Source organism: Paraburkholderia sp. Ac-20347 (genome assembly GCF_017104805.1).
GTDB lineage: Bacteria > Pseudomonadota > Gammaproteobacteria > Burkholderiales > Burkholderiaceae > Paraburkholderia > Paraburkholderia tropica.
The window spans coordinates 1-23,245 of the sequence record NZ_JAAGPN010000090.1 but is presented as its reverse complement, the minus strand read 5'-3'; the positions used below and the strand labels follow the sequence as shown (position 1 = coordinate 23,245).

The following is a 23,245-nucleotide window of genomic DNA, read 5'->3' as shown; positions in this document are numbered from 1 at the left end:
CCCCCGCGCGCATGGTTCGACTCCGCTCGCCTTGTGGTCCTGAATGGCGTCCTGAAAGCGGGTCGGCATGCTCCCTCGATATGCACTCCGCAAGCCGGTTTCGAAACAAAAGACACCGGCGCGTTTGCAGCATTCTACTGATAAAAAAGGATTGCTGTCGTCCTGCGCGAGTGCGACGGAAGGCTTGCGCGAACGCGTGCAGACGCGTGTGCATTCGATGCGCATTCGATGCGCGCATGCGTTCGATGATTGCATTCGACGAATGAGTTCGGCTAATCGCGCGCGGCGAGCAGACAATTCAAGGTAAATGAAAATATCTAATCAATCGATGAAATAACACCATTTTTATTCATCGACGGAAAGCCCTATGATCGCTGCCATCCTGGAACCTTTTTTAACGGAAGGCAGCGCACATGGTCACGACACACAACCTCGGCTTCCCGCGCATCGGCGCGAAACGCGAACTCAAATTCGGCCTCGAGCGCTACTGGAAAGGCGAAAGCTCGCGCGACGAACTGACGGCGCTCGGCGCCGAACTGCGCGCGCGCCACTGGGCCCATCAGCGCGCGCTCGATCTCGCGCCGGTCGGCGACTTCGCGTTCTACGATCAGGTGCTCGACATGAGCTTCACGCTCGGCAACCTGCCGGAACGCGTGCAGGGCTTTCACGGCGACGCGCTCGACAACTACTTCCGCGTGGCGCGCGGCCGTTCGGCGGCAGGCGCGCAAGAGCACGCGGGCTGCTGCGGCGGCGTGGCGGCCGGCGAAATGACGAAGTGGTTCGACACGAACTACCACTACATCGTCCCTGAATTCACGGCGCAGACGCAGTTCAATCTCGACTTCTCGCGTCTCTCGGCGCAGCTGAAAGAAGCGCAGGCGCAGGGCGTGAAGGCCAAGCCGGTGATCATCGGGCCGCTCACGTATCTGTGGCTCGGCAAGGCGAAGGACGACTCCGACAAGCTCGCGCTGCTGCCGCGTCTGATGGCGGTGTATCGCGCGCTGCTGAGTCATTTCAACGCGGTGGGCGTGGAGTGGGTGCAGATCGACGAGCCGATTCTCGTCACCGAACTGGAGCCGGCGTGGCGCGAGGCGTTCGTGCACGCCTACGAAGGCTTCGAGGAGCGCAGCGTGAAGCTGCTGCTGGCGACGTACTTCGGCGAGCTCAGGGAGAATCTCGATCTCGCGTGCGGCCTGCCCGTCGACGGCCTGCATATCGATGCGATCAACGCGCGCGAGGAAGTGGCGCTGGCCGCGCAGAAACTGCCTGCCACGCGCGTGCTGTCGGTCGGCGCGATCAACGGCCGCAACATCTGGAAGACCGACCTGAACGCCACGCTCGACTGGCTCGCGCCGCTCGCGCGGGAACTGGGCGAGCGTCTGTGGATCGCGCCTTCGTGCTCGCTGCTGCATGTGCCGGTCGATCTCGCGAGCGAGATCAAGCTCGACGCCGACATCCGCTCGTGGCTCGCGTTCGCGCTGCAAAAGCTCGATGAAGTGCAGGTGCTGGCGACGGCGCTCAACGCAGGCCGCGACGCCGTGGCCGCCGAACTCGCCGCGAACGCCGCCGCGATCGAGGCGCGCCGCCGTTCGCCGCGCGTGCACAATCCGGCCGTGAAAGCCGCGATTGCGCGTATCGACGCGAAGCTCGGTCATCGTCAGCACGCCTACGCCGAGCGCGCCGCGAAGCAGGCCGCGCTGCTGAATCTGCCCGCGTATCCGACCACCACGATCGGCTCGTTTCCACAGACCGCCGAGATCCGCCAGGCGCGCAGCCAGTACAAGCGCGGCGCGCTCGATCATGCGGGCTATCAGGCCGCGATGCGCGCCGAGATCGAACGCAGCGTGCGCGAGCAGGAAAAGCTCGGTCTGGACGTGCTCGTGCACGGCGAAGCCGAACGCAACGACATGGTCGAATACTTCGGCGAACAGCTCGACGGCTACGCGTTCAGCGAGTTTGGCTGGGTGCAGTCGTATGGCTCGCGCTGCGTGAAGCCGCCCATTCTGTTCGGCGACATCAGCCGCCCGAAGGCCATGACGGTCGAGTGGATCGCCTACGCGCAATCGCTCACGAACAAGCCGATGAAGGGCATGCTGACCGGCCCGGTGACGATCCTCAACTGGTCCTTCGTGCGCGACGACCAGCCGCGTTCGGTGTCGTGCTACCAGCTCGCGCTCGCGATCCGCGAAGAAGTGCTCGACCTCGAAAAGGCGGGCGTGCGCGTGATCCAGATCGACGAGGCCGCGCTGCGTGAAGGTCTGCCGCTGCGTCGCGCGCAGTGGGGCGAGTATCTGCGCTGGGCGGTGGAATCGTTCCGCATCACGGCGAACGGCGTGAGCGACGACACGCAGATCCACACGCATATGTGCTATTCGGAGTTCAACGACATCATCGCGTCGATCGCCGATATGGATGCCGACGTCATCACGATCGAGACCTCGCGCTCGGATATGGAACTGCTCGACGCGTTCGACCACTTCAAGTATCCGAACGAGATCGGCCCGGGCGTGTACGACATTCACTCGCCGAATATCCCAACGCAGGAGCATATCGTGCAGCTGATGCAGAAGGCGGCCGAGCGCATTCCGGCGCAGCGTCTGTGGGTCAATCCGGATTGCGGGCTGAAGACGCGTCAGTGGGCCGAGGTGATTCCGGCGCTCACCAACATGGTGGCGGCCGCGAAGACGTTGCGCAGCCAGGCGCGATAACGCGATACCTTGCAACGCAATTTGCGCTAGTGAGCCGGCGGCAGCTCAGCTGCCGGCGACCTTGAACAGCCGGTTCTTCTGCAGCGTTGTTTCGTCGGGCGTGGCGCCCTTGCCTGCGCGCGGCGCAAGCGTTTTCGCGGCAGGATCGGCCACACCCGCTTCTTCGAGCGGCGGCCCGGTATAGCGTCCGCGCGGACGGATCACCTTGCCCACGCGCAGTTGCTCGATGCAATGCGCGAGCAGCCCCACGCAGCGCGCCGTGGCGAACAGCGCGAACGCGGTGTCGCGCGGCAGGTCCAGTTGCGCGGCGAGCGTCGCGAGCGCCACGTCGATGGTCGGCTTGAGGCCGGTGAGCTTCACCACCTTGGCGATGAACGCCGCGAGTTCCGGCGGCGGATCGAGCGCGTCGAGCAGCGCTTCGGCGCGCGGGTCGCCATCCGGATAGAGGTGATGGCCGAAGCCCGGCAGTGGAATCGCCGAGCGCAGATGATGCGTGACGACCTGATCCGCGCCGAGCCGGTTCACGTCGTCGAAAACGGCGCGCACGCGCCCGGACGCGTCGCCGTGCAGCGGCCCCGAAAAGGTCGCGAGACCCGTGAGCAGGCAGCCGGGCAGCGAAGCGCCCGTGGACGCCGTGATGCGCGCGGCGAAGGCCGAACTCGTGATCTCGTGGTCGGCGACCAGCACCATCGCCTTGCGGATCAGCTCGGCGCCTTGCGCGTCCTGTCCCCAGCCTTGCGCGAGCCGTGCGTGGATCGGTGTAACGGCATCGTCGTGTGCGCCACCGCATGCACCGAAAGCCCGCGCGACGGTCGCGACCAGTTGCGCGGCTTCGGCATGCAGGGCCGCGTCCGTGCGCCCGAGCGTGGAATGGCCGTTGGCCGCGAGCGCGGCGAGCGACGTGAACGCGCATTGGCGACCGCGCGTCTCGCCTTGCAGCGCGGGGCCGTCGTCGTCGAAGGGAAACGAAACGGGCGCGCGCGCGTGCCAGAGCAGCGTGGCGACTTCTTCGAGCGTGGCGTGCTGCGCGAGCGCGATGGTGTCGCGACCGCGATAGTACGGATGCCCTTTCGCGAACGTGGTGATGCCGCTATAGATGCACGGCTCCGCGCCGAAGATCGTGCCCGCGGCGAGCGCCTCGCGCTTGCGGCCGACCTGCTTCTTGCGGCACAGGCGCGCGACGTCGTCGGCGCGATAGAGGCTTTTGCGCGGATCGTGCGGATCGGGCATCACGGCGATATTGCCGCGGCTCGCGTAGGCGTAGACGGTTTGGGCCTGCACGCCGAGCTGGCGGGCGGCTTCGGCCAGAGTGATCCAGTTTCGCATGGGAAAACAGGGAACGACGTAGAGAAAACGATGCGGAAGGCGAAGCAAAAAACAGCGCAACATGCGACGCCGGCATCGTCCCATCATGCAGGCTTTCTAGCGAAAAGTCATCTCGGCGGGGCGGCGCTCCAGCACTTCGACGAGCACCTCGCCCGGCGCGCGCACGAAACAGGCGCGCACGCCGGGCCGGATCTGGCGCACCGGCTCGACGATCTGCGCCTCGCAGCGCGTGAGATGGGCGAAGGCCGCGTCGATATCGTCCACGGTCACGCCGAAATGATCGATGCCTTCGCGGCGCGTGCGCGGCTCGCTCGATTGAATCTGCGCAGGCGCGAGCGGCGTAATGAACAGATCGATGCCGCCGATACGCAAATCCACGCGGCCGGGCCGCCGCACGATTTCGGCGTTCAGGCAGCGCGCGAACCACGCGGCCGTGGCTTCGGCGTCGGCGGAACAGAGTTGCAGATGATCCCATCGGCATTCGATGGGCGATGACAGGTTCGACATGCGTGGCTCCAGTCGGCGTGAATGCATTTATTCGAGTTCGATGCGGGACAGCTTGCCGAGCAGCACGGAATACGAAAGCGTGCCGACGAGGCAGATCGCGCCCATCAGATTCAGCGCCCAGTAAAAGTGCCCCGTGTGCTGCGTGATATAGCCGATCATGAGCGGCGTGGTGACGCCCGCGATATTGGCGGCGAGACTGGTGATGCTGCTTGTCAGGCCCACATACTGGCGCGGCGCGATTTCGGCCACGGCGGCCCACGACATGGAGCCCACGCCCTGCGCGAAGAACGCGATGGTCAGCACGGCGATCACGAGTTCATTCGATTCGACGAAATTCACCAGCACGATCGACGCGCCCAGCAAGGTGCCGACGATCAGCGGCGCCTTGCGCGCGGCGGACACCGACACGCCGCGGCGGATGCAGAAGTCCGAAATGAATCCCGCGCTGAGAATGCCGACCGTCGCGCCCAGAAACGGCAGCGCCTGGAAAATGCCTACCTTGATCATCGACATGTGGCGCGCTTCGACCAGATAAGTCATGAACCACGTCGTGAAGAAAACGAGCAGCGTGTTGTTGCAGAACTTGCCGAGACAGATGGCGAGAATCTGGCGATAGCCGAGCAGCTTGAGCGCCATGCGCCAGTTGAACTTGTCGCGCGGCTTGCGCGAGGCGGGCGTGACGCCGCCGTTGATGTGCTGCAGTTCGGCGGCATTGACGGCGCGATGCCGGGCCGGATCGCGATAGGTGCGATACCAGAGCGCGCTGAACAGAATGCCGAATCCGCCCGTCACGAAGAAGACCGTGCGCCAGCCGTACATCGACGAAATCCACAACAGCAGCCCCGTGAACAGCGGCGTGCCGATGTATTGCCCCATCACGTAGACGCTGGTGGCGAAACCGCGTTCCTGCACCGGGAACCAGAGCGTGACGGCGCGCGTGTTCGACGGAAACGCGGGCGTTTCGAGCGCGCCCATCGCGAGGCGCGAACCGAGCAGCATGTGATAGCCGTTCGCGAAGCCCTGCGTGAGCGTCGCGAACGACCAGCCCACCAGCGAGAGCGCATAGGCGAGACGCGAGCCGAGCACGTCGGTGAGCACGCCGCCCGGCACGAGCGCGATCGAATAGGCGAGGCCGAATGCCGCGAACAGTTCGCCCATCTGCATCTTGTTCAGGCCGAGATCCTTCGAGAGCGAAGGCGCGACGATGCCGAGCGCCGAGCGGTCGACGTAATTCAGAATGGTCGCGATCAGCAGCATCGAGAGCACGGCATAGCGCACTTTTGTGCGCTTCGTGCTCTGCGCCCAGGCGGGCGTGCCGGCGGGTAACGGTTGTTCCTCTGCGTATTTCATCGATGTCTCCATGCCAGGCGGCTTTTGTTATGAGGTCCGTATGAACGGACCGGCCTGCAACGATTGGCGCTAGCCGCGGCCGACGAAAGGCATCGTGGTGGCCATGATCGTCATGTCGAGAATGTTGGCTTCGGGCGGCAGCATCGCCATATGCACGACAGCGTTCGCCACGTGCTCGACGTTCATGCGCGCTTCCGGCGCCATGCGTCCATCGGCCTGCATGACGCCTTGATTCATGCGCTCCGTGAGCGGCGTCGCCGCGTTGCCGATATCGATCTGCCCGCACGCGATGTTGTACGCGCGGCCGTCGAGCGCGATCGAACGCGTGATGCCGGTCACGGCATGCTTGGTCGCCGAATACGCGATCGTGTGCGGACGCGGCGAATGCGCGGAGATCGAACCGTTATTGATGATGCGTCCGCCTTGCGGCGTTTGCGCTTTCATCTGCCGATATGCGGCGCGTGCGCACAGAAATACGCCCGTGAGATTGGTGGCGACCACGTCGTTCCAGAGATCGAGTTCGTAGTCTTCGAGCGGCACCGCGCCCGCGTTGCGGCCCGCATTGTTGAAGAGCACGTCGAGACGGCCGAAGCGGTGCGCGATCTGCGCGAAGGCACGATCGACGGAGTCGGCTTGCGTGACGTCGGCGCAGAAGGGTTCCGCCTCGCCGCCTGCGAGGCCGATGGCTTCGCGCGTTTCCAGCAAGGGTTCGATGCGGCGGCCAATCAGCGCGACGCTGAAACCGGCTTGGGCGAGCGCGATGGCGCTGGCGCGGCCGATGCCGGAGCCCGCGCCGGTGACGGCGGCGATGCGCTTTGAAGCGGATGGCGATGCTGGATGCGAAGCAGACATTTCCCGTCCTCTGGTCGATTCGGTTGAACACGGAAAAAGGATTGCATTCGCCTGACACGGGCAGCAATCTTGATTCGCTCAATCAACATCAGAGAGCCTGTTGGCCGGGGCGCCCATCAGGGAATGTCCCGATGCGGCGTGCGCAATTCTTGCGCGCGATGAAGCCGCGAAAAGCCCCATGAAATAGGGCGCAAAGCACGACGCAAAGCACGACACGAAGCACAACAGCGTGCGCGCCGCATAAGTTGATTGATCGAATCAAGATTGACGCGCCGGTGTGCGGCTTCGTAGTCTCTCGTCGTCATTCGACCCAAAGGAAAGCACGATGCCGGACACTCAACGCACCCGACTGCTCATCGCACGCAAGGTCCCCGCGGCCGTGGCGAAACGCGCGGAAACCGAATTTCACGCCTACGTGACCGACGCCGACATGGACGCGTGGTCCGTCGTCGAGTTCTGCACGAAGCACGCGCTGCCCGCCGTGCTGATCGGCAAGAAGTCGGGCTTGCAGGCCGAACACATCGCCGCCTTGCCGCCGACGCTGAAGATCGTCGCGAACGCGAGCGCGGGCGTCGATCACATGGACGTGGCGGCGGCGCGCGCACGCGGCATCGTCGTGACCAACGCGCCCGATGCGCTGACCGAATGCACCGCCGATTTCACGATGTTGCTCGTGCTGGCGGCCTGCCGCCGCGCGTCGGAATACGAGCGCATCATGCGCGCGGGCTGGGGCAAATCGTTCGGCATGACCGACATGCTCGGCACGCGCGTGAACGGCAAGACGCTCGGCATCGTCGGCTTCGGGCGGATCGGACGCGCGGTCGCGCGGCGCGCGCAAGGTTTCGGCATGCGCGTGATATACACGGATATCCAGCGCGCGGCGCCCGCGCTCGAAAACGGCGCGACGTATTACGAAAGTCTCGACGCCATGCTGCCGCACAGCCAGGTGCTGACGCTGCACGTGCCAGGCGGCGGCGCGCCGCTGATGACGGCGCGCGAATTCGGACGCCTGCCGCAAGGGGCGATCTTCGTGAATGCGGCGCGCGGCGGTCTCGTCGATGAAGACGCGCTCTATGCGGCGCTGACGTCGGGACAACTGCGCGGCGCGGGCCTCGATGTCTATCGCGGCGAGCCGAATGTCGATCCGCGCTTCGCCACGCTCGACAATGTGTTCCTCACGCCGCACATGGCGAGCGCGACGGTGGAAACGCGCGACCAGATGGGCTTTACCGCGCTCGATAACGTCGCGGCCGTGCTCGACGGCGCGAGCGCACTGAATCCGGTTTAAAACACGGCTGGACACTCGCCGCCGTGCAAGGCGGCGGCGAGGCGGCAAGACTGCCGCGTGATCCCACTATGTCGGATCGAGCCGCGTCCCTCACGCGGCGGGCGCTATCTGAACAGATCGCGAAAGCGATATCGAAACCGATATCGAAAGCGTCCGGATTTTCATTAGATCGATATCGCTCCGGTCCTTAGACTCGGACGGCGGCCTGTTTCAGCCGCCGCGCATCGCTTTTTCCCGTGTTTGTCTGCCCGTGCGCCGCGCTGCCGGTGCTTCGTCCAGGGGCAAATCCCTATGGGTCAGGTGTTTTCCGCAACATTAGTATATTAGAAAGCCTCCGTCGCCCAGATGGAGAACAAGCATGGAGACCTGCGTCACCGGGATCGACCGAATCAGTCGCGCCCGGCCAGACGCCCGCCGCGAAGGGATTTTCGGAGCACGGATGTGATCGATAACATCGAGTCGAAACAAAGCGCGTCCCCCCTCATACGTTTTTCCGGCATCGGCAAGTCCTTCGGCAATGTGAGGGCCTTGTCCGATATCGATTTCGATTTTCTCGCGGGCGAATGCGTCGGCATCGCCGGGCATAACGGCGCGGGCAAATCCACCTTGATGGCGGTGCTCGCGGGCGTCTATACGCCGACCGACGGCCGCATCGAGACGCACGGCACGCCCGCGCCGCACTACGACGCCGACGCCGCGCGTCTCGCAGGCGTGCGCTGCGTGTTCCAGGAACTGTCGCTCTGCCCGAACCTGAGCATCGCGGAAAACATGTGCGTCGTGCATCCGCGACTGCGTGGACGCGGCTGGCGCAAACGCGCGAGCACGCTCATGCGCGACAAGCTCGCCGAGATCTTTCCCGGCTGCGGCCTGAGCGGCGCGGAACTGGTCTCGGACCTCACGCTCACGCAACGGCAAATGGTGGAGATCGCGCGCGCGTTCACGGAAACCGACACGCCCGTGCGCCTCGTGATTCTCGACGAACCCACGTCGAGCCTCGACGCGCACACGGCCGAGCAACTGCTCGACTACGTGCGCAAGGCCAACGCGCGCGGCGTGACCTGTCTGCTCGTCACGCACATGCTCGGCGAAATCGAGCGCGTGGCGGATCGCGTGATGGTGATGCGCGACGGCAAGCTCGTGCGCATTCTGCCGCGCGAGAATCTCACGCGCGACGCCATCATCCAGGCGATGGGACAGCACGTCGACGTGGCGAACGCGCCGCGCGACGATGCCGCCGCGCACACGGCGCGCGAGCAAGCCACGCGCGATTATCGCTGGGTGATCGGACCGCATCGGCGCGCCGAAATCGACGCGTCGCGCGGCGAAGTGATCGGCTTCGGCGGACTCGCGGGGCAAGGGCAGACTGAAACGCTGCTGGCCATCTACGACATCGCGCAGCGCGCCTCGCGCGACAGCGTGGCCTTCGTCGCGGGCGACCGTGCGCGCGACGGCGTGTTTCCGGTCTGGTCGATTGCGCAGAATCTCGACGTGCGCTGGCTCGGGCGCGGCGGCATGACGGCGCATGACGCCGTCGACGGCGCAGGCAGCGGTCATTCGAAAGGCCTCGGCTGGCTGATCGACTTCAAGGCCGCACGCGCGCTGGTGGACACGTGGCGCGCGAAGATCGGCATTCGCGGCGCGTCGATGCAATCGAACATTCTCTCGCTCTCGGGCGGCAATCAGCAGAAGGTGCTGTTCGCGCGCGCGCTCGCCTCGAACGCCACGCTGATCCTCATGGACGATCCCACGCGCGGCGTCGATATCGGCACCAAGCGCGAAATCTACGCGCTCGTGCGCGCCGAAGCCGCGAAGGGCCGCACCTTCGTCTGGTACACGACCGAAAACGACGAACTCGCCTATTGCGACCGCACGTTCGTGTTCCGCTCGCGACGCGTGACGCGCGTGCTGCACGCAGGCGAATGCACGGAAGAAGCGCTGCTGGCGGCGAGCTTCGAGGAGTTGGCTGCATGAGTACCGTTCTGACCCAGGCGCGTTTGCGCACGATGCTGCCCGCCGTTTCGCTGTGCGCGGTGCTGGTGCCGATCCTCTTTCTGCAACCGGCCACGCTCAGCTATTTCGGCTCGAATCTGCTGCTCAATCTCGCGGTGCCGCTCGTGCTCGCGACGCTCGCGCAACTCGCGATCATCACCGTGAACGATCTCGATCTGTCGATCGGGCCGTTCGTGAGTCTCGTCGCGTGTATCGGCGCGACGATCCTCGATCAGCATCCGCTGCTCGGCATGCTTGCGCTCGCGGGTTGCGTCGCCGGTTACGCTGCCATCGGCGCGCTGATCGAGATTCGCCGCATTCCGTCGATTGTCGTCACGCTCGGGCTTTCGTTCGTGTGGAGTGGCCTCGCGATCGTGCTGCTGCCTTCGCCGGGCGGCAACAGCCCCGGCTGGCTCGGCTCGGCGATGAGCTTTCAGACGCCGCTCGTGGCCGCGCCCATCGTCTGGTCGGCGGTGATCGCCGTGGTCGCGCATTTCCTGCTGATGCGCAGTTCGGCGGGCGTGCGCAGCCGCGCGGTGGGCGGCAATCCGCGCGCGGTGAGCCGCTTCGGCTGGTCGCTCGTCGGTCGCCGCGCGCTGATGTACGGCGTGGCCGGCGTGTTCGGCGTGCTCTCGGGTCTCGCGCTGCTCGGCCTCACGACCTCCGCCGATGCGAACATCGCGCTGCGCTACACGCTGCTTTCGATCGCGGCCGTGATTCTCGGCGGCGGCGAATTCGTGGGCGGACGCGTGTCGGTGGTCGGCGCGGTGCTCGGCGCGATCACGCTCACGCTCGCGGCTTCGTTTCTCGCGTTTCTCAACATTTCGTCGGACTGGCAGGTCGGCATGCAGGGCGCTATCCTGATCGTCGTGCTGTCGCTGCGCGTCCTGCTTCAACGCAACGGAGAGCGCCAATGACGACGCCTCGTTCCGGCGGCGTCGCCGCCACGTCCGCCGATTCCGCCGAATCGACGCAAGCCGGCCTCGTCGCGCGCCTCAAGGCGCTCGACGCGCCGTGGGCGCTCTCGTTCGCGGGCGCGGTGCTGGTCTGGGCCGCGACGGTCGGTTTCTTCGGCTTGCCGGTGGCCGCCAACGTGCTCGAAACCGCGCTGGTCTACGGCATCTTCATGGTGCTCGTCGGGCTCGGCCAGATGCTCGTCATCACCTCGGGGACCGGCAACATCGACCTCTCGGTGCCGTCGACGATCGCGCTCGCGGGCGTGATCGGCATGCACGTGATGAACGGCAGCGACGCGCGCATCGCGCTCGGCATCGTCGCGGTGATCGGCGTGGGGCTCGCAGTCGGGCTCGCCAATTACGCGTTGATCCGCCTGCTGCGCATTCCGCCGATCATCGCCACGCTGTCGTCGAGCTTCATCATCCAGTCGGTGGCGATCACGCAGGGCGGCAATCTGCCCGCGCCGCCCGCCGCGCTCGGCAGCTTCGCGACCGGCCGTCTGCTGCACATTCCGTATCTCGCGCTGGCCGCCGTGGTGCTCTCGCTGCTGATCGCGCTGCTCATGCATCGCAGCGTGTACGGACGGCGGCTCTCGGCGGTCGGCCAGAACGCGCGCGCCGCGTGGCTCGCGGGCGTGAACGTGCATCGCACGCGCTGCACGGCCTATGTGCTCTCGGCCATCATCGCCTCGCTCGCGGCCGTGTGCCTCGCGGCGGTGGCGGGCGGCGCGGCGCTCGACATGGGCGTCGAATACATGCTGATCTCGATTGCCGTGGTGGTGATCGGCGGCACGCTCGTGACGGGCGGCAAGGCGTCGATTCTCGGCGTCTGGGGCGCGTCGATGTTCCTCTTCATGATGACGTCGATCCTCAACGCGGTCGGCGCGGATGCGGGCGTGCGCTCGCTCGTCTACGGCGTGCTCATTATCGCGGTCACGGCGGTTGCGGGCGGGCAGAAGCTGCGCTGACTACGCCTGACGACTCCTGATTACTCATCAGGATGCCTGAATAAAACGGATGTGCGCGGCGCAAGGATGCGCCTGCGCCTCTGCGCTTGCGCCCGCCATCTTCATCGAATAACAAGGAGACACCATGAACGCGCACGACCACGAAGTCCACGATCCGCGTTTTCGGCGGCTGATCCAGCCTAACGCGCTGTTGCAGAAGATCGCAGGCGACTGCCTGTGGACCGAAGGGCCGGTGTATTTTCCCGCGAGCGACATGCTCGTCTGGAGCGACATTCCGAACAACCGCATGATGCGCTGGGCGCCCGGCATGGGCGTGGGCGTATTCCGCGCGAACGCGAATTTCAGCAACGGCAACACGCGTGACGGTGAAGGGCGGCTCGTGAGTTGCGAACACGGACGGCGCTGTATTTCGCGCACCGAGCACGACGGCAGCGTGACCGTGCTGGTCTCGCACTACGACGGCAAGCGCCTGAATTCGCCGAACGATCTCGTGGTCGATTCGCAAGGCACGATCTGGTTCACCGATCCCGACTACGGCATTCTCAGCGACTACGAAGGCTTTCGCGCCGAGAGCGAGATCGGCGGCTGCCACGTCTATGCGTTCGTGCGCGGCGCGCTCGAACCGCGCCGCGTCGCCGACGACTTCGTCAAGCCGAACGGTCTCGCGTTCTCGCCCGACGAATCGACGCTCTATATCGCCGACTCGGGCGCGTCGCATGTCGAGAACGGTCCGCGCCATATTCGCGCGTTCGACGTGCGCGACGGACGGCTCATGAACAGCCGCATTTTCGTGACGATGGAGCAGGGCATTCCGGACGGCCTGCGCGTCGACGAACACGGCAACGTCTGGACCAGCGCCGCCGATGGCGTGCACTGCTATGCGCCGGACGGCACGCTGCTCGGCAAGATCCTGATTCCCGAAGCGGTCGCGAATCTCACGTTCGGCGGCCTCAATCGCAACTGTCTGTTCATCACGGCGACGACCTCGGTCTATTCGCTGCCGGTTGGCGTGCGCGGCGCGCGCTGAATCGACATCGCTGCATCCCGCAAGACAAGAACCCTTAAGAGGAGATGGAATTCGATGCGTAAATTGAGCCACATTGCCAGCGCGGTCGCGCTGATGAGCCTCGCGTTCGCGACGACGGGCGCGCACGCGCAGGTCTCGCAGACCAGCACCGCGACGAAGAAGATCGCGCTGTCGAACAACTACGCGGGCAACGCGTGGCGGCAGACCATGATCAAGGACTGGCAGACGGTGACGAACGAAGCGGTCGCGCAAAAGCGCGTCGCGGCGGCGCCCACGTTCACGACGGCCGAAAACCAGGTGACGGAGCAGGCGCAGCAGATCCAGAACCTGATCCTGCAAGGCTATAGCGCGATCGTCGTGGATGCGGCTTCGCCCACGGCGCTCAACGGCGTCATCAAGCAGGCCTGCGCGGCGGGCATCGTCGTGGTGTCGTACGACGGCATCGTGACCGAGCCGTGCGCGTATCGCGTGTCGTTCGACTTCCATGCGTGGGGCGCGAATCAGGTCGACTATCTCGCGAAGCGTCTGAACGGCAAGGGCACGCTGCTCGAAGTGCGCGGCCTCGCGGGCGTGTCGGTGGACGAAGCGATTCACCAGGGCATCGTCGACGAGCTGAAGAAGTATCCGGGCATGAAGATCGTCGCGAGCGTCAACGGCAACTGGACGCAGACGGTCGCGCAAAAGGCCGTGGCGGGCGTGCTGCCGACGCTGCCGAAGATCGACGGTGTGACGACCCAGGGCGACGACGGCTTCGGCACCGCGCAGGCATTCAAGGCCGCGGGCCGCCCGACGCCGATCATCGTGCTCGGCAATCGTTACGACGAACTCAACTGGTGGAAGAACCAGGCGGGCGCGGGTTATGAAACGACGTCGGTATCGAATCCGCCGGGCGCGGTGACGGCGGCGTTCTGGGTCGCGCAGCAGGCGCTCGCGGGCAAGAAGATGCCGAAGGACATTCAGGTGCCGCTCGTGAGCGTGACGCGCGAGACGCTCGATGCGGAGCTTGCCAAGCTCAAGCCGGGCGGCGTGAGCGACAAGCTGTATACGGTGGACGAAGCCGTGGCGGTGGTCGACAAGAAGTAAGCTTGAGCCGATGTGAAAAAGGCGCCGCGTTGACATACGCGGCGCCTTTTTTATTGTGTCGATGCGGGCTTATCGAGGACTTGTTGCAGACTTACTTGCCCCAACGCAGCACCAGCGGATCGAGCCGCTTCGCCACGCGAAGCAGACTCGCGCGCGTGGCTTCGGCGACGCCCGGCAGCGGCGCACGCACGGCGTCCGAGGCGATTACGCCGCCGGCCTTCATCAGCACCTTCGCGGTCGCGATGCCGCCCTGGCGATTCTCGTGATTGATGAGCGGCAGCCAGCGCTGATACGCGTCTTCGGCGGCCTCGATCTGACCGGCGGCCCACGCGTCCACGATCTGGCGGATGCCGTCCGGATAGCCACCGCCCGTCATTGCGCCGGTCGCGCCCGCTTCGAGATCGGCGATCAGCGTGATCGCTTCTTCGCCGTCCCACGGACCGACGATCGCGTCGCCGCCCACGCGGATCAACTCACGCAGTTTCGACGCCGCCTGCGGCACTTCGATCTTGAAGTAGCTCACGTGCTCCAGTTCGTGCGCGAGGCGTGCGAGAAACGGCACGGAGAGCGTGGTGCCGCTCATCGGCGCGTCCTGGATCATCACCGGAATCGTGACGGCCTCGGACACCGCGCGGAAGAAGCCGTAAATCGTGGCCTCGCTCGCGCGCAGCGTCGCGCCGTGATACGGCGGCATGACCATGACCATCGCGGCGCCCGCATCCTGCGCGGCGCGGCTGCGTTCGGCGCACACGCGCGCGCTGAAATGCGAGGTCGTGACGATCACGGGCACGCGGCCCGCGACGTGTTCGAGCACGCAGCGCATGACGGTTTCGCGTTCGGCGTCGGTCAGCGAAAACTGCTCGGAGAAGTTCGCGAGGATGCACAGGCCGTTCGAGCCCGCGTCGATCATGAAGTCGGTGCAGCGGCGCTGGCCGTCGAGGTCGAGATCGCCGTTCTCCGTGAAGATGGTCGGCATGACCGGGAAAACGCCGCGATAAGGAGTAGGGGATGTCATGGTCATCGGTGATTGAGGCAGTCAGGCATGGAAAGGAGTGCGGGCGTTTCAGGTGATCGCGCCAATCTGCCAGGGCACGAATTCGTTCTGACCGTAGCCATGCAGTTCGCTGCGCGTGCGCTTGCCCGAGGCGGCGTCGAGCATCATGCGAAAGAGCGTTTCGCCGAGTGCGTCGATGTCGTCGTTGCCGTCCACTACGCCGCCGCAATTCAGGTCGATGTCGTCGGATTGACGCTTCCAGAGCGCGCTATTCGTGGCGAGCTTCAGCGAAGGCGAGGGCGCGCAGCCATAGGCCGATCCGCGTCCCGTGGTGAAGCAGATCAGGTTCGCGCCGCCCGCGACCTGGCCCGTCGCCGAGATCGGGTCGTAGCCGGGCGTGTCCATGAAGACGAGGCCTTTCGCGAGCACCGGCTGCGCGTATTCGTAGACGTCGACGAGATTCGTGCTGCCCGCTTTGGCGATGCCGCCGAGCGATTTTTCGAGCACGGTCGTGAGCCCGCCCGCCTTGTTGCCCGCCGAGGGATTGTTGTTCATCGACGCGTTGTGGCGCGCGCAATAGTCTTCCCACCAGCGGATGCGCGCGACCAGTTTGTCGCCGACTTCGCGCGTGATCGCGCGGCGCGTGAGCAGATGTTCCGCGCCGTAAATCTCGGGCGTTTCGGAGAGGATCGCGGTGCCGCCGTGGCGCACCAGCCGGTCGACGGCCGCGCCGAGCACCGGGTTCGCGGTGATGCCCGAATAGCCGTCCGAGCCGCCGCATTGCAGGCCGACGGTCAGATGGCTCGCGCTCACGCGCTGACGCTGCACGTGATTCGCCGCGCCCAGCATTTCCTTGACGATCTCGATGCCCCTGGCGATGGTTTTCGCCGTGCCGCCGCTGTCCTGAATCGTGAAGGTGCGCAGGCCCGCGTGTTCCTTGAGGCCCTGCGTTTCGAGCAGGCGCGGAATCTGGTTGGTCTCGCAACCGAGTCCGATCACGAGCACGCCCGCGAAATTCGGATGGCACGCGTAGCCGCCCAGCGTGCGTTGCAGCAGTTTGAGCGCTTCGCCTTCGGTGTCGACGGCGCAGCCCACGCCGTGCGTGAGCGCCACCACGCCGTCCACGTTCGGGAAGGCGGCGAGCGCTTCGGGATGAATGTCGCGGCGGAAATGATCGGCGATGGCGCGCGCGACCGTCGCCGAGCAGTTCACGGAAGTCAGAATGCCGATGTAGTTGCGCGTGGCCACGCGCCCGTCGGCGCGAACGATGCCGTCGAAGCCCGCGCGTTCGCTATCGGCGACGAATGCCGTGGCGCGTGCGCCTTCGCTGAACGCGTAGTCGCGCGCGAACTCGCCCATGTCGAGATTGTGCGTATGCACATGTTCGCCGGGCGCGATGGCCTGACGCGCGAAGCCGATGATCTGACCGTAGCGATGCACGGGCGCGCCCGCCGCGATCGCGCGCGTGGCGACCTTGTGGCCCGGCGGAATCAGGCCGCTGACGCGCACGCCGTCGGCTTCGACCGGCATGCCGCCGATCAGTTGTTCGAGCGCGACGACGACATCGTCGGCGGGATGCAGGCGGATCACGCGCGCGGCGGCGGGTTGGGAAGCGTGCGTCGGCGGCATGGCGGAAGTGAGTGTGGACATGGTCGCAAGGTGAGTGAGTGCGCCGCGTGCTCAGTCGAGGCCGCGGTCGCGATAGTCGATGAGACTCGCGCAGACGGCGAGGCCGAACGCGGCGGCGACGAAGAACATCAGCGCGAGAAAATAGGTGCCGGTGGTCTGCACGATGATGCCGATCAGGATCGGCACCACCACGCCGACGATGTTGCCGGAGAAGTTCATCGCGCCCGCGAGCAGGCCGGCGCGCGACTGGCCGCCGAGCGTGGCCGGCACGCCCCAGAACATCCCGCACCAGCGGATGAAGAACAGCGCGATGGAGAGCAGCACGACCACGCTGACGAGGCCGGTGGCGTAGCTCACGGCGAGAATCGCGGCGGCCGAGGCGAGGCCCGCGAAGCCGAACATCGACTTCATCACGCGGTTCGGCTCGCCGCCCTTCGCGCGCCACGTGTCGGCGAGCCAGCCGCCGAACAGTTCGCCGATGAAGCCGCACAGGAAGATCACGAAGGTCGCGCCGCCCATCTGCTTGAGGTCGAAGCCGTGCGCCTTGTGCAGATAGCTGGGCATCCACGTCATCAGGCCGTAGAACACGCTGTTGTAGCAGGCCCAACTCGCGAACATGCAGAGCACCGAACGGTCGGCGAGCACGGCGCGCAGCGGCAGACGCTCGCGCGGCGCGTGCGCGCCCGTGTGTGCGCCCGTACGACGCTGTGACGGGCGGCGCGCGCCTTCGACGTGCGCGAGTTCGGCGGCGTTCACGCCCGGATGCTCGGACGGATGATTGCGGATGTACCACCACGCAATCACGCCCACGATCACGGTGCCCACGCCCGCCACCACGAAGGCGAGGCGCCACGAGCCGAGCCACGCGATCAGCCCGGTGATGATGATCGCGCCGAAGGCCGAGCCGAGCGGCGCGCCGCCGTCGAGCAGCGCCGCGCCGCGGCCGCGTTCGGACGGCGTTAGCCACGAACCGGCCAGCTTGGCGCCCGCGGGCATGATCGGCGATTCTGCGACGCCGAGGCCGAGCCGCGTGAGCAGCAGCGGAATCCAGTGGAAGCAGCCGGCGGCGACCGCCTGGCACGCGCCCCACGCGACGGTCGCCATGCCGACGAGATTGCGCGCCTTGAAGCGGTCGACCAGCAGGCCGCTCGGGATCTGCATCAGCGCGTAGGTCCAGAAGAACGCGCTCAGCAGCACGCCTTCGAGCGCGGGCGTGAGGTTGAATTCGGTCGAAATCAGCGGCAGCGCCACGGAAAGCGAGGCGCGGTCGATGTAATTGATCGACGACAGCAACAGCAAGATCCAGAAAATGCGCCAGCGAACGGCGGTGGGCGCGGCGGCCCGGCTGTCTGCCATGGCCGCGGCGCGCGCGCTGCGGTCTCCTCCCGCCGTGGCGGTGTCTTCCAGTTGCATGGTGTCTCCTGTGGGGATCGACGCGGATTCCTGGCCGCGCTCAGTGCACTAGTGAATTAATATATTAGTTCTTCGATGATAGAAGAACCTGGCCGCGATCACAACGAAAGCGGGCGCGACCGAGGGAAATCCCTGGAGCGCCCGTCCGGCGGAGCCTAAAGAATTGGGACACTAATATACTGACGGGATGGTTCCGGCCCGCATGGCGGAACGCCCAGCGCAACCCATCCGAGATATGACAGAAAACCGCAACGAACCGGAGGCGTTCGTCGCCCGGCTCCTTCAGGCCGATTTCCAGCTGGACCGCGCGAATGCGCTATCCACGCAGCTTTACCAGTTGCTGCGCGACGCCATCGTGACGATGACGCTGCAACCCGACGACGTGATCTTCGAGCGCGCGCTGGCCGACGCGCTCGGCATTTCGCGCACGCCCGTGCGCGAGGCGCTGCTGCAACTGTCGCGCGAGGAACTGGTGCGCATCGCGGCGCAGTCGGGCACCTTCGTCGCGCCCGTGAAGCGCGAGCAGTTCGCGGAGAGCGCGCTGATCCGCAAGGTGCTGGAGACGGCGAGCATCCGCCGCGCCGCCGAGATCATCACGGCGCGCGAGCTTGAACAGCTGCACGACATTCAGGAAGCGCACCGGCGCGCGATTGCGCGCGATAACGCGGTGGCCGCGATCAGTTGCGACAACGCGTTTCATGCGACCGTCTGCGCGGCCGCGCGGCTGCCGCGCGTGCAGCAACTGGTGGAATTCGCGCGCGCGCCGATCGACCGCGTGCGTCACGTGACCGTGCGCGATCCCGTGGTCGCTGATGTCACGCTTCAGCAGCATCAGGCGATTCTCGAAGCGCTCGAGCGCCACGATCCCGACGCGGCGGAACGCGCGCTGCGCGATCACCTCGACGACGCCTTCGTGCGTCAGCAAGCGGCTTACGACGCAAACGTCGATCTGTTCCAGGGCCGCTGAACGCCGCGCGCCGCCGGACGCGCGTGATTACAGGGCGAATTGAAGCTCGCTGCGCGCGAGCGCCGGTGTCATGACGCGGACGTGCTGAAGCGGCGTGCGTTCGAGCTGGCCGGCGTCGCGCATGCGCCGCTCGCGTTCCGCGGCGAACTGGCGGCGGTATTCGGTCGGCGTCAGCTGAAAATGATGGCGGAAAAGTTTGGACAATCCCGCGCCGCTGCCGATGCCGCAGCGCCGCGCGATTTTCTCGACGGGCAGATCGGTTTCCACCAGCAACTGGCAGATCGCCTTGATGCGCAGATTCAGCACGTATTCCGAAGGCGTGTAGCCCGTCGCGGCCTTGAAGCGGCGCAGATAATTCCGCTCGCTCATGGCGGCGGCCTGCGCGGCGTCGCGAATGCTCATCGGTTTGTCGACGTGCGCTTCGAGCCAGCGGATCGAGGCGTTGATCCGGTCGTTCGCGAGCGAGTTGTAAGCCGGGAGATCGGGTAGCGGTTTGTTTGCATAGGTATCCGAATCATTGGCGTGCGTCGTGTGCGTGTCGCTGCGCTCGTCGTCGATCATGCTGCGCGCCGCGCTGACCAGATCGTGCGGCGCGTCAGCCGCATGATGTGCATGATGCGTGAACACGCCCGCCGTGCGCAGGTGTTGCCGCGTCGGCGCGGTCGCGATCACGCGTTCGCCATTCGATTCCGCGCGCTGGAGCCACGCGACGAGACGCGTATCTTTGAGCGCGGCCGCCAGTCCGCTGCCGCTCAGCACGAAGAATGCGTGGAAATCGCCTTGCGACGGCATCGTCTCGATACGCTCGGTCCAGACGAAGACCGAATTCGCGCTCGCAATCCGGCCACCTGCTGCGGAGAACAGCACCACGTCGCAAGGCGCGGCGTTGCCGGAAACGGCGGGCGTCGTGTCCGCGTCGGCGGGCTGGAACGCATCGACGAGTCGCGACAACTCGGACAGCGCAAAGCCATTGAACAGCACGATGCCGATCGGCTTTTTCCGGATGGCGTGCGGTGTGGCGAACGGATGCGCAGGACAATACACGATCTGACTTCCCGAAAGAGTGAAGCGAGTGAGTGAAGCAGTGAACGCAGCGAGTGAGTCAAACACGGCGCGCGCGGACCGGGCGCGCATCGACCGCGCAGGCGTTTTAGCGCTGCGCCAACGGCACAATCGAGCGGGGCGACCGCCCCTGGCTCACGCCGCGTCGAGTGCGCTGCCGATCATTTCGAGCACGTGGTAGCGCAACGCAAAATCACCCGACGACGTGGGCATCGCCGCCGCGCCGATCAGATGCGCGAGCCGGAACAGCGCGGCGCGCGGCGGCAGCGCGCCCGACGTCATCCACAAGCCGTCGCGCGCCGGCGGCAAGGCGTTCGCATGACCGGCGAACAGCGCGATGGCCGCGCCGTCGGCCGGATCCATGCGCGCAATCGCGCGATTCGCGCCCATGCAATTCCAGCAGAACGTGGCGCCGGGCATCTGCGAAGGCTTGATCATATGCACGACCATGTGCGCGCCGGGGCTGTCCGGTGCGAGCGCGATGCTCCATCCGATCAGGCCGTCGAGCGTGGGCAGCGAGTCGAGCCACGTCTGCGCGACGGCCGCGTCGTAGCCCCAGAGGCGAATGGCGATGCGCAGCGGCGCATGCGAAAGCGGACGCGCGGAATCGGGCAGCGCGGCCTCGCGACGATTCACGTTTCGTCCGCCGGTTTGACTGTGCTTCATCATGATGTGGAGAATCCCGATTGCCTTGGAGATCGCAGTTTGACGCGCAAATCGGACAATGCGTGTCCGGATTGCCACACAATTTCCGAAATGAAATGACGAAACCGCCGCCGCGAATCGCGCTCGTTCCGGACACGCTTTGTCCGGCTGATACCCATTGGCCGATGCCTTGCCTGGACTGCCGCGCGCCTTAAATCAGGGTCGCCATGTCGGCCGCCGCGAGCGCATAGCGAATCAGACGGCGGTCGCCGGAATCGAGCGTGTCGGCGTGAAAATGCAGCAGATCGCGCAGCGCGCCCGAGAGCCGTTTGGCGCGATGCGCGCCGGGATCGGCCATCGGCCACGCGTGCATCAGATACGCGAGCGGCACGACGCGGCGGCTTTCGCACCAGCGCTCGAACAGCCGCGTGCAACAACGTTCGATATTGTCTAGCGCATTCGAAGCCTGGACGGGCAATCGCGAATCGACGTCAGGTGCGCGCATGGCAGGTTCACGTTCCGGTAGAGGTTCAACGCCAGGAGGGCGCGACGGCGCGCCGTGCAGCTCGCGATGCCGATGGGCCGTTGTGAGCGCCAGCAAACATTGCCCTCGCGTTTTCTGGTACTGACCGGCTTCGCACGCATCGTTGCGATCGGCAATCAATTTAGCAATCCAATATGACGCGCGCGCCCGATTGGCTAAATCGCACCCGGTTTGGCCGATCACGACAATCGCGCGCCTGGGTGCACTCGGGCGCGGCGCATGCGTCGCGATCAGTTCTTGTGCGACGCCTGCATTTGCGCGCGGTAATCGGTGGGCGTGGTGTTCAGGCGGCGGCGCAGCAGTTTGGATAGCTGCGCGCCGCCGCGCAGGCCGCAGCGGCGCGCGATTTTATCGACGGGCAGGCGCGTGTCGGCGAGCATCTTGCAGCACAGCTCGATGCGCGTCTGCTGCAGATAGTCGGACGGCGTCACGCCGGTTTCCGCCTTGAAGCGGCGCTGGAAATTGCGGTTGCTCATCGAGGCGAATTTCGCCGCGTCGTCCGTGCTGATGTCGCGCGTGGCGTTCGTCTCCAGCCAGTGCGCCGCGCGCTGGATCTGCTGACTGAGCGCCGCCACCGAGCGTTTGCCCGCGAGCGAGCAGAACTGCCAGCGCAGCGGCTGGCTCGCGCGGCGGCCGATGTCCTGCGCGATCGCTGTGCCGAGGTCGGCTTCGACCAGCGCGAGCGCGAGTTCGACCGGACTCGTGGCCGCGCCTGTCCGCTCGCTGCTGTCGTGTTCCGCCATCGTGCGCGCCACCTGCGCGCGCAGCCAAGCGGGGCGCGCCGCTTCTTCGTGTGCTTTGTCGTGCGTTCTGTCGTGCGCTTTATCGTGTAATTCGCCGTCGGCGATGGCAAAGACCTTGCGCGCCAGTCCGACGAAGCGGTTCAGCGCCGCGCTCGCCGGTTCCTGCGCGGCGTCCTCGCGCGCGGGATCGCCGGTCGCGACGAACACGGCGTGGAAGGCCTCGGCGTGAGCGGGCAGTTCCGCGCGCGCGGTCTGCAGCCCGATGGACGACGCGCTGTGCACGACGCCGCCGCGCGCGGAAAGCAGGCGCACGTCATAAGGCAAATCCGCCGCGGCGCCGCCCGCCCGCACCCGGTTCGCAAGATGCAGGATCTCGACGACGGCGCCGACCGGCAGCAGCGCAAAACCATCGCAAACCACGATGCCGATTTTTTTCGCGCGATGACGCCCGGCATTCGCTCGGGGCGTTGCATCGGGCGGAAGTTGTTGCAGCCCCGCATCCGCCATGTTCAGCCATCCTCCCGCCATCGTCGCGATGTCTCTGTGTGTTGGTCCGGCCGCGAGGGCCGATTGCCGGTACATCATTGCGGGAGCATCTTAGTCAGCGCGAATCGAAAGGGCGCGAGCGTGGCCGATTGCGACCCATCCTGGGCGGATTCGCGCACATGGGCGAATCCGCCGAGCTGATGTTGAAAACCGACAGCGCCCGCAGGCGCGCGACGCGACAACACTATGATGCGACGCGACGGGAGGCGAATTCATCCATGCAGAGTTCAATGACGCAGAAAGACGATCGAGCCGTGAATGCCGCGGTGGAAGCCGCCGGCCGCACCATCGGCGTGGTGCTGTTCGAGGGCTTCAGCTTTTTGATGATGAGCGTGATTTCCGATCTGTTCCGCTTCGCCAACGAAGCGCACGCGGCACGCTCGAATGGCGCGTCGTTTTACGACGTGCGCTTTTTATCGCTCGACGGCGGGCAGATTCGTTCGTCGTCGTCGCTCGATGTGTGGACGCACGCGTGCGAGACGCACCACGCGACGCGCTTCGACGTGCTGTTCATCGGCGATGGCGAAGGCGCGCGCCACGCGGCGGCGCAGCCACGCTTGCTGCGCTGGCTCGCGGCCACGCTGCCCGACTGCCAGATGGTGGAAGCGTTCGCCGAAGGGCGCGAGGTGCTCGACGCCGCGCGCGCAC

The 23,245-nt window shown here is 65.9% G+C and carries 19 protein-coding genes and 1 pseudogene; 9 read left to right on the top strand and 11 right to left on the bottom strand.

Going from position 1 to position 23,245, the window contains the following annotated elements:
* The first annotated feature begins 413 nt into the window (after positions 1 to 413).
* Entirely contained in the window at positions 414 to 2,708 is a 2,295-nt protein-coding gene (gene metE, locus G3N97_RS18325) for a 5-methyltetrahydropteroyltriglutamate--homocysteine S-methyltransferase (protein WP_205994507.1), read from the top strand.
* A 45-nt stretch (positions 2,709 to 2,753) separates the two neighbouring features.
* On the opposite strand, the gene G3N97_RS18320 is transcribed toward metE, so the two are convergent.
* The 4 genes from G3N97_RS18320 to G3N97_RS18305 all read right to left on the bottom strand — a co-directional run bounded on the left by G3N97_RS18320 (position 2,754) and on the right by G3N97_RS18305 (position 6,743).
* Complete coding sequence (locus G3N97_RS18320; RefSeq protein WP_205994506.1) at positions 2,754 to 4,034, bottom strand: citrate synthase; 1,281 nt, start codon at positions 4,032 to 4,034, stop codon at positions 2,754 to 2,756.
* A 96-nt stretch (positions 4,035 to 4,130) separates the two neighbouring features.
* A complete protein-coding gene (locus G3N97_RS18315) occupies positions 4,131 to 4,541 on the bottom strand; it encodes a VOC family protein (protein ID WP_205994505.1) in 411 nt (136 codons plus the stop codon).
* 27 nt (positions 4,542 to 4,568) lie between these two features.
* Positions 4,569 to 5,891, bottom strand: coding sequence for an MFS transporter (locus G3N97_RS18310; protein WP_205994504.1), 1,323 nt, complete (start codon positions 5,889 to 5,891; stop codon positions 4,569 to 4,571).
* 69 nt (positions 5,892 to 5,960) lie between these two features.
* Positions 5,961 to 6,743, bottom strand: a complete 783-nt coding sequence (locus G3N97_RS18305) for an SDR family oxidoreductase (RefSeq protein ID WP_205994503.1) — start codon at positions 6,741 to 6,743, stop codon at positions 5,961 to 5,963.
* Between the two features lie 325 nt (positions 6,744 to 7,068).
* On the opposite strand from G3N97_RS18305, the gene G3N97_RS18300 reads away from it, so the two are divergent.
* From G3N97_RS18300 to G3N97_RS18275, 6 genes are all read left to right on the top strand, one after another.
* The gene (locus G3N97_RS18300; protein WP_205994502.1) at positions 7,069 to 8,031 is read left to right on the top strand and encodes a D-glycerate dehydrogenase; all 963 of its coding nucleotides are present in this window, start codon (positions 7,069 to 7,071) and stop codon (positions 8,029 to 8,031) included.
* A 444-nt stretch (positions 8,032 to 8,475) separates the two neighbouring features.
* Positions 8,476 to 10,002 carry a sugar ABC transporter ATP-binding protein gene (locus G3N97_RS18295; protein ID WP_346778083.1) on the top strand — a complete coding sequence of 509 codons (1,527 nt, stop codon included), beginning with the start codon at positions 8,476 to 8,478 and terminating at the stop codon, positions 10,000 to 10,002.
* A complete protein-coding gene (locus G3N97_RS18290) occupies positions 9,999 to 10,937 on the top strand; it encodes an ABC transporter permease (RefSeq protein WP_065057855.1) in 939 nt (312 codons plus the stop codon). The genes G3N97_RS18295 and G3N97_RS18290 overlap by 4 nt, the downstream gene beginning before the upstream one ends.
* The gene (locus tag G3N97_RS18285; RefSeq protein WP_176081619.1) at positions 10,934 to 11,944 is read left to right on the top strand and encodes an ABC transporter permease; all 1,011 of its coding nucleotides are present in this window, start codon (positions 10,934 to 10,936) and stop codon (positions 11,942 to 11,944) included. Before G3N97_RS18290 ends, G3N97_RS18285 begins: the two co-directional genes overlap by 4 nt.
* A gap of 124 nt (positions 11,945 to 12,068) precedes the next feature.
* The gene (locus tag G3N97_RS18280; RefSeq protein ID WP_205994500.1) at positions 12,069 to 12,971 is read left to right on the top strand and encodes an SMP-30/gluconolactonase/LRE family protein; all 903 of its coding nucleotides are present in this window, start codon (positions 12,069 to 12,071) and stop codon (positions 12,969 to 12,971) included.
* A gap of 54 nt (positions 12,972 to 13,025) precedes the next feature.
* Complete coding sequence (locus tag G3N97_RS18275) at positions 13,026 to 14,054, top strand: ABC transporter substrate-binding protein (RefSeq protein WP_065057858.1); 1,029 nt, start codon at positions 13,026 to 13,028, stop codon at positions 14,052 to 14,054.
* A 91-nt stretch (positions 14,055 to 14,145) separates the two neighbouring features.
* Here G3N97_RS18275 and G3N97_RS18270 read toward each other — a convergent pair whose 3' ends face one another.
* The 3 genes from G3N97_RS18270 to G3N97_RS18260 are packed head-to-tail and all read right to left on the bottom strand — an operon-like array spanning position 14,146 to position 18,033.
* Positions 14,146 to 15,075, bottom strand: coding sequence for a dihydrodipicolinate synthase family protein (locus G3N97_RS18270; RefSeq protein ID WP_205994499.1), 930 nt, complete (start codon positions 15,073 to 15,075; stop codon positions 14,146 to 14,148).
* A gap of 42 nt (positions 15,076 to 15,117) precedes the next feature.
* Positions 15,118 to 16,677 (bottom strand): altronate dehydratase family protein, encoded by a 1,560-nt coding sequence (locus G3N97_RS18265; RefSeq protein ID WP_205994515.1) that lies wholly within the window; start codon positions 16,675 to 16,677, stop codon positions 15,118 to 15,120.
* A 51-nt stretch (positions 16,678 to 16,728) separates the two neighbouring features.
* Positions 16,729 to 18,033, bottom strand: coding sequence for an MFS transporter (locus tag G3N97_RS18260; protein ID WP_205994514.1), 1,305 nt, complete (start codon positions 18,031 to 18,033; stop codon positions 16,729 to 16,731).
* Between the two features lie 292 nt (positions 18,034 to 18,325).
* Here G3N97_RS18260 and G3N97_RS18255 point away from each other — a divergent pair, with 292 nt between their 5' ends.
* On the top strand, positions 18,326 to 19,057 hold the full coding sequence (locus tag G3N97_RS18255; protein WP_080180332.1) for a GntR family transcriptional regulator: 732 nt from the start codon (positions 18,326 to 18,328) through the stop codon (positions 19,055 to 19,057).
* 27 nt (positions 19,058 to 19,084) lie between these two features.
* Here the strand turns inward: G3N97_RS18255 and G3N97_RS40180 are convergent, their stop codons facing one another.
* The 4 genes from G3N97_RS40180 to G3N97_RS18235 form a co-directional block, all read right to left on the bottom strand.
* The gene (locus G3N97_RS40180) at positions 19,085 to 20,101 is read right to left on the bottom strand and encodes a helix-turn-helix domain-containing protein (protein ID WP_346778082.1); all 1,017 of its coding nucleotides are present in this window, start codon (positions 20,099 to 20,101) and stop codon (positions 19,085 to 19,087) included.
* Between the two features lie 153 nt (positions 20,102 to 20,254).
* A complete protein-coding gene (locus tag G3N97_RS18245) occupies positions 20,255 to 20,788 on the bottom strand; it encodes a hypothetical protein (protein WP_205994497.1) in 534 nt (177 codons plus the stop codon).
* A gap of 187 nt (positions 20,789 to 20,975) precedes the next feature.
* A complete protein-coding gene (locus G3N97_RS18240; protein ID WP_205994496.1) occupies positions 20,976 to 21,269 on the bottom strand; it encodes a hypothetical protein in 294 nt (97 codons plus the stop codon).
* A 269-nt stretch (positions 21,270 to 21,538) separates the two neighbouring features.
* Positions 21,539 to 22,558 (bottom strand): helix-turn-helix domain-containing protein, encoded by a 1,020-nt coding sequence (locus tag G3N97_RS18235; RefSeq protein WP_205994495.1) that lies wholly within the window; start codon positions 22,556 to 22,558, stop codon positions 21,539 to 21,541.
* Positions 22,559 to 22,827: 269 nt separating this feature from the next.
* On the opposite strand from G3N97_RS18235, the pseudogene G3N97_RS18230 reads away from it, so the two are divergent.
* Positions 22,828 to 23,245: pseudogene (locus G3N97_RS18230) on the top strand (AraC family transcriptional regulator); the annotation flags it as partial.

Excerpts from the sequence above, each read along its gene's own strand:
- metE (WP_205994507.1), top strand. The coding sequence starts at position 414 with ATGGTCACGACACACAACCTCGGCTTCCCGCGCATCGGCGCGAAACGC.
- G3N97_RS18320 (WP_205994506.1), bottom strand. The coding sequence starts at position 4,034 with ATGCGAAACTGGATCACTCTGGCCGAAGCCGCCCGCCAGCTCGGCGTG.
- G3N97_RS18315 (WP_205994505.1), bottom strand. The coding sequence starts at position 4,541 with ATGTCGAACCTGTCATCGCCCATCGAATGCCGATGGGATCATCTGCAA.
- G3N97_RS18310 (WP_205994504.1), bottom strand. The coding sequence starts at position 5,891 with ATGAAATACGCAGAGGAACAACCGTTACCCGCCGGCACGCCCGCCTGG.
- G3N97_RS18305 (WP_205994503.1), bottom strand. The coding sequence starts at position 6,743 with ATGTCTGCTTCGCATCCAGCATCGCCATCCGCTTCAAAGCGCATCGCC.
- G3N97_RS18300 (WP_205994502.1), top strand. The coding sequence starts at position 7,069 with ATGCCGGACACTCAACGCACCCGACTGCTCATCGCACGCAAGGTCCCC.
- G3N97_RS18290 (WP_065057855.1), top strand. The coding sequence starts at position 9,999 with ATGAGTACCGTTCTGACCCAGGCGCGTTTGCGCACGATGCTGCCCGCC.
- G3N97_RS18285 (WP_176081619.1), top strand. The coding sequence starts at position 10,934 with ATGACGACGCCTCGTTCCGGCGGCGTCGCCGCCACGTCCGCCGATTCC.
- G3N97_RS18280 (WP_205994500.1), top strand. The coding sequence starts at position 12,069 with ATGAACGCGCACGACCACGAAGTCCACGATCCGCGTTTTCGGCGGCTG.
- G3N97_RS18275 (WP_065057858.1), top strand. The coding sequence starts at position 13,026 with ATGCGTAAATTGAGCCACATTGCCAGCGCGGTCGCGCTGATGAGCCTC.
- G3N97_RS18270 (WP_205994499.1), bottom strand. The coding sequence starts at position 15,075 with ATGACCATGACATCCCCTACTCCTTATCGCGGCGTTTTCCCGGTCATG.
- G3N97_RS18265 (WP_205994515.1), bottom strand. The coding sequence starts at position 16,677 with ATGCCGCCGACGCACGCTTCCCAACCCGCCGCCGCGCGCGTGATCCGC.
- G3N97_RS18260 (WP_205994514.1), bottom strand. The coding sequence starts at position 18,033 with ATGGCAGACAGCCGGGCCGCCGCGCCCACCGCCGTTCGCTGGCGCATT.
- G3N97_RS18255 (WP_080180332.1), top strand. The coding sequence starts at position 18,326 with ATGACAGAAAACCGCAACGAACCGGAGGCGTTCGTCGCCCGGCTCCTT.
- G3N97_RS18245 (WP_205994497.1), bottom strand. The coding sequence starts at position 20,788 with ATGATGAAGCACAGTCAAACCGGCGGACGAAACGTGAATCGTCGCGAG.
- G3N97_RS18240 (WP_205994496.1), bottom strand. The coding sequence starts at position 21,269 with ATGCGCGCACCTGACGTCGATTCGCGATTGCCCGTCCAGGCTTCGAAT.
- G3N97_RS18235 (WP_205994495.1), bottom strand. The coding sequence starts at position 22,558 with ATGGCGGATGCGGGGCTGCAACAACTTCCGCCCGATGCAACGCCCCGA.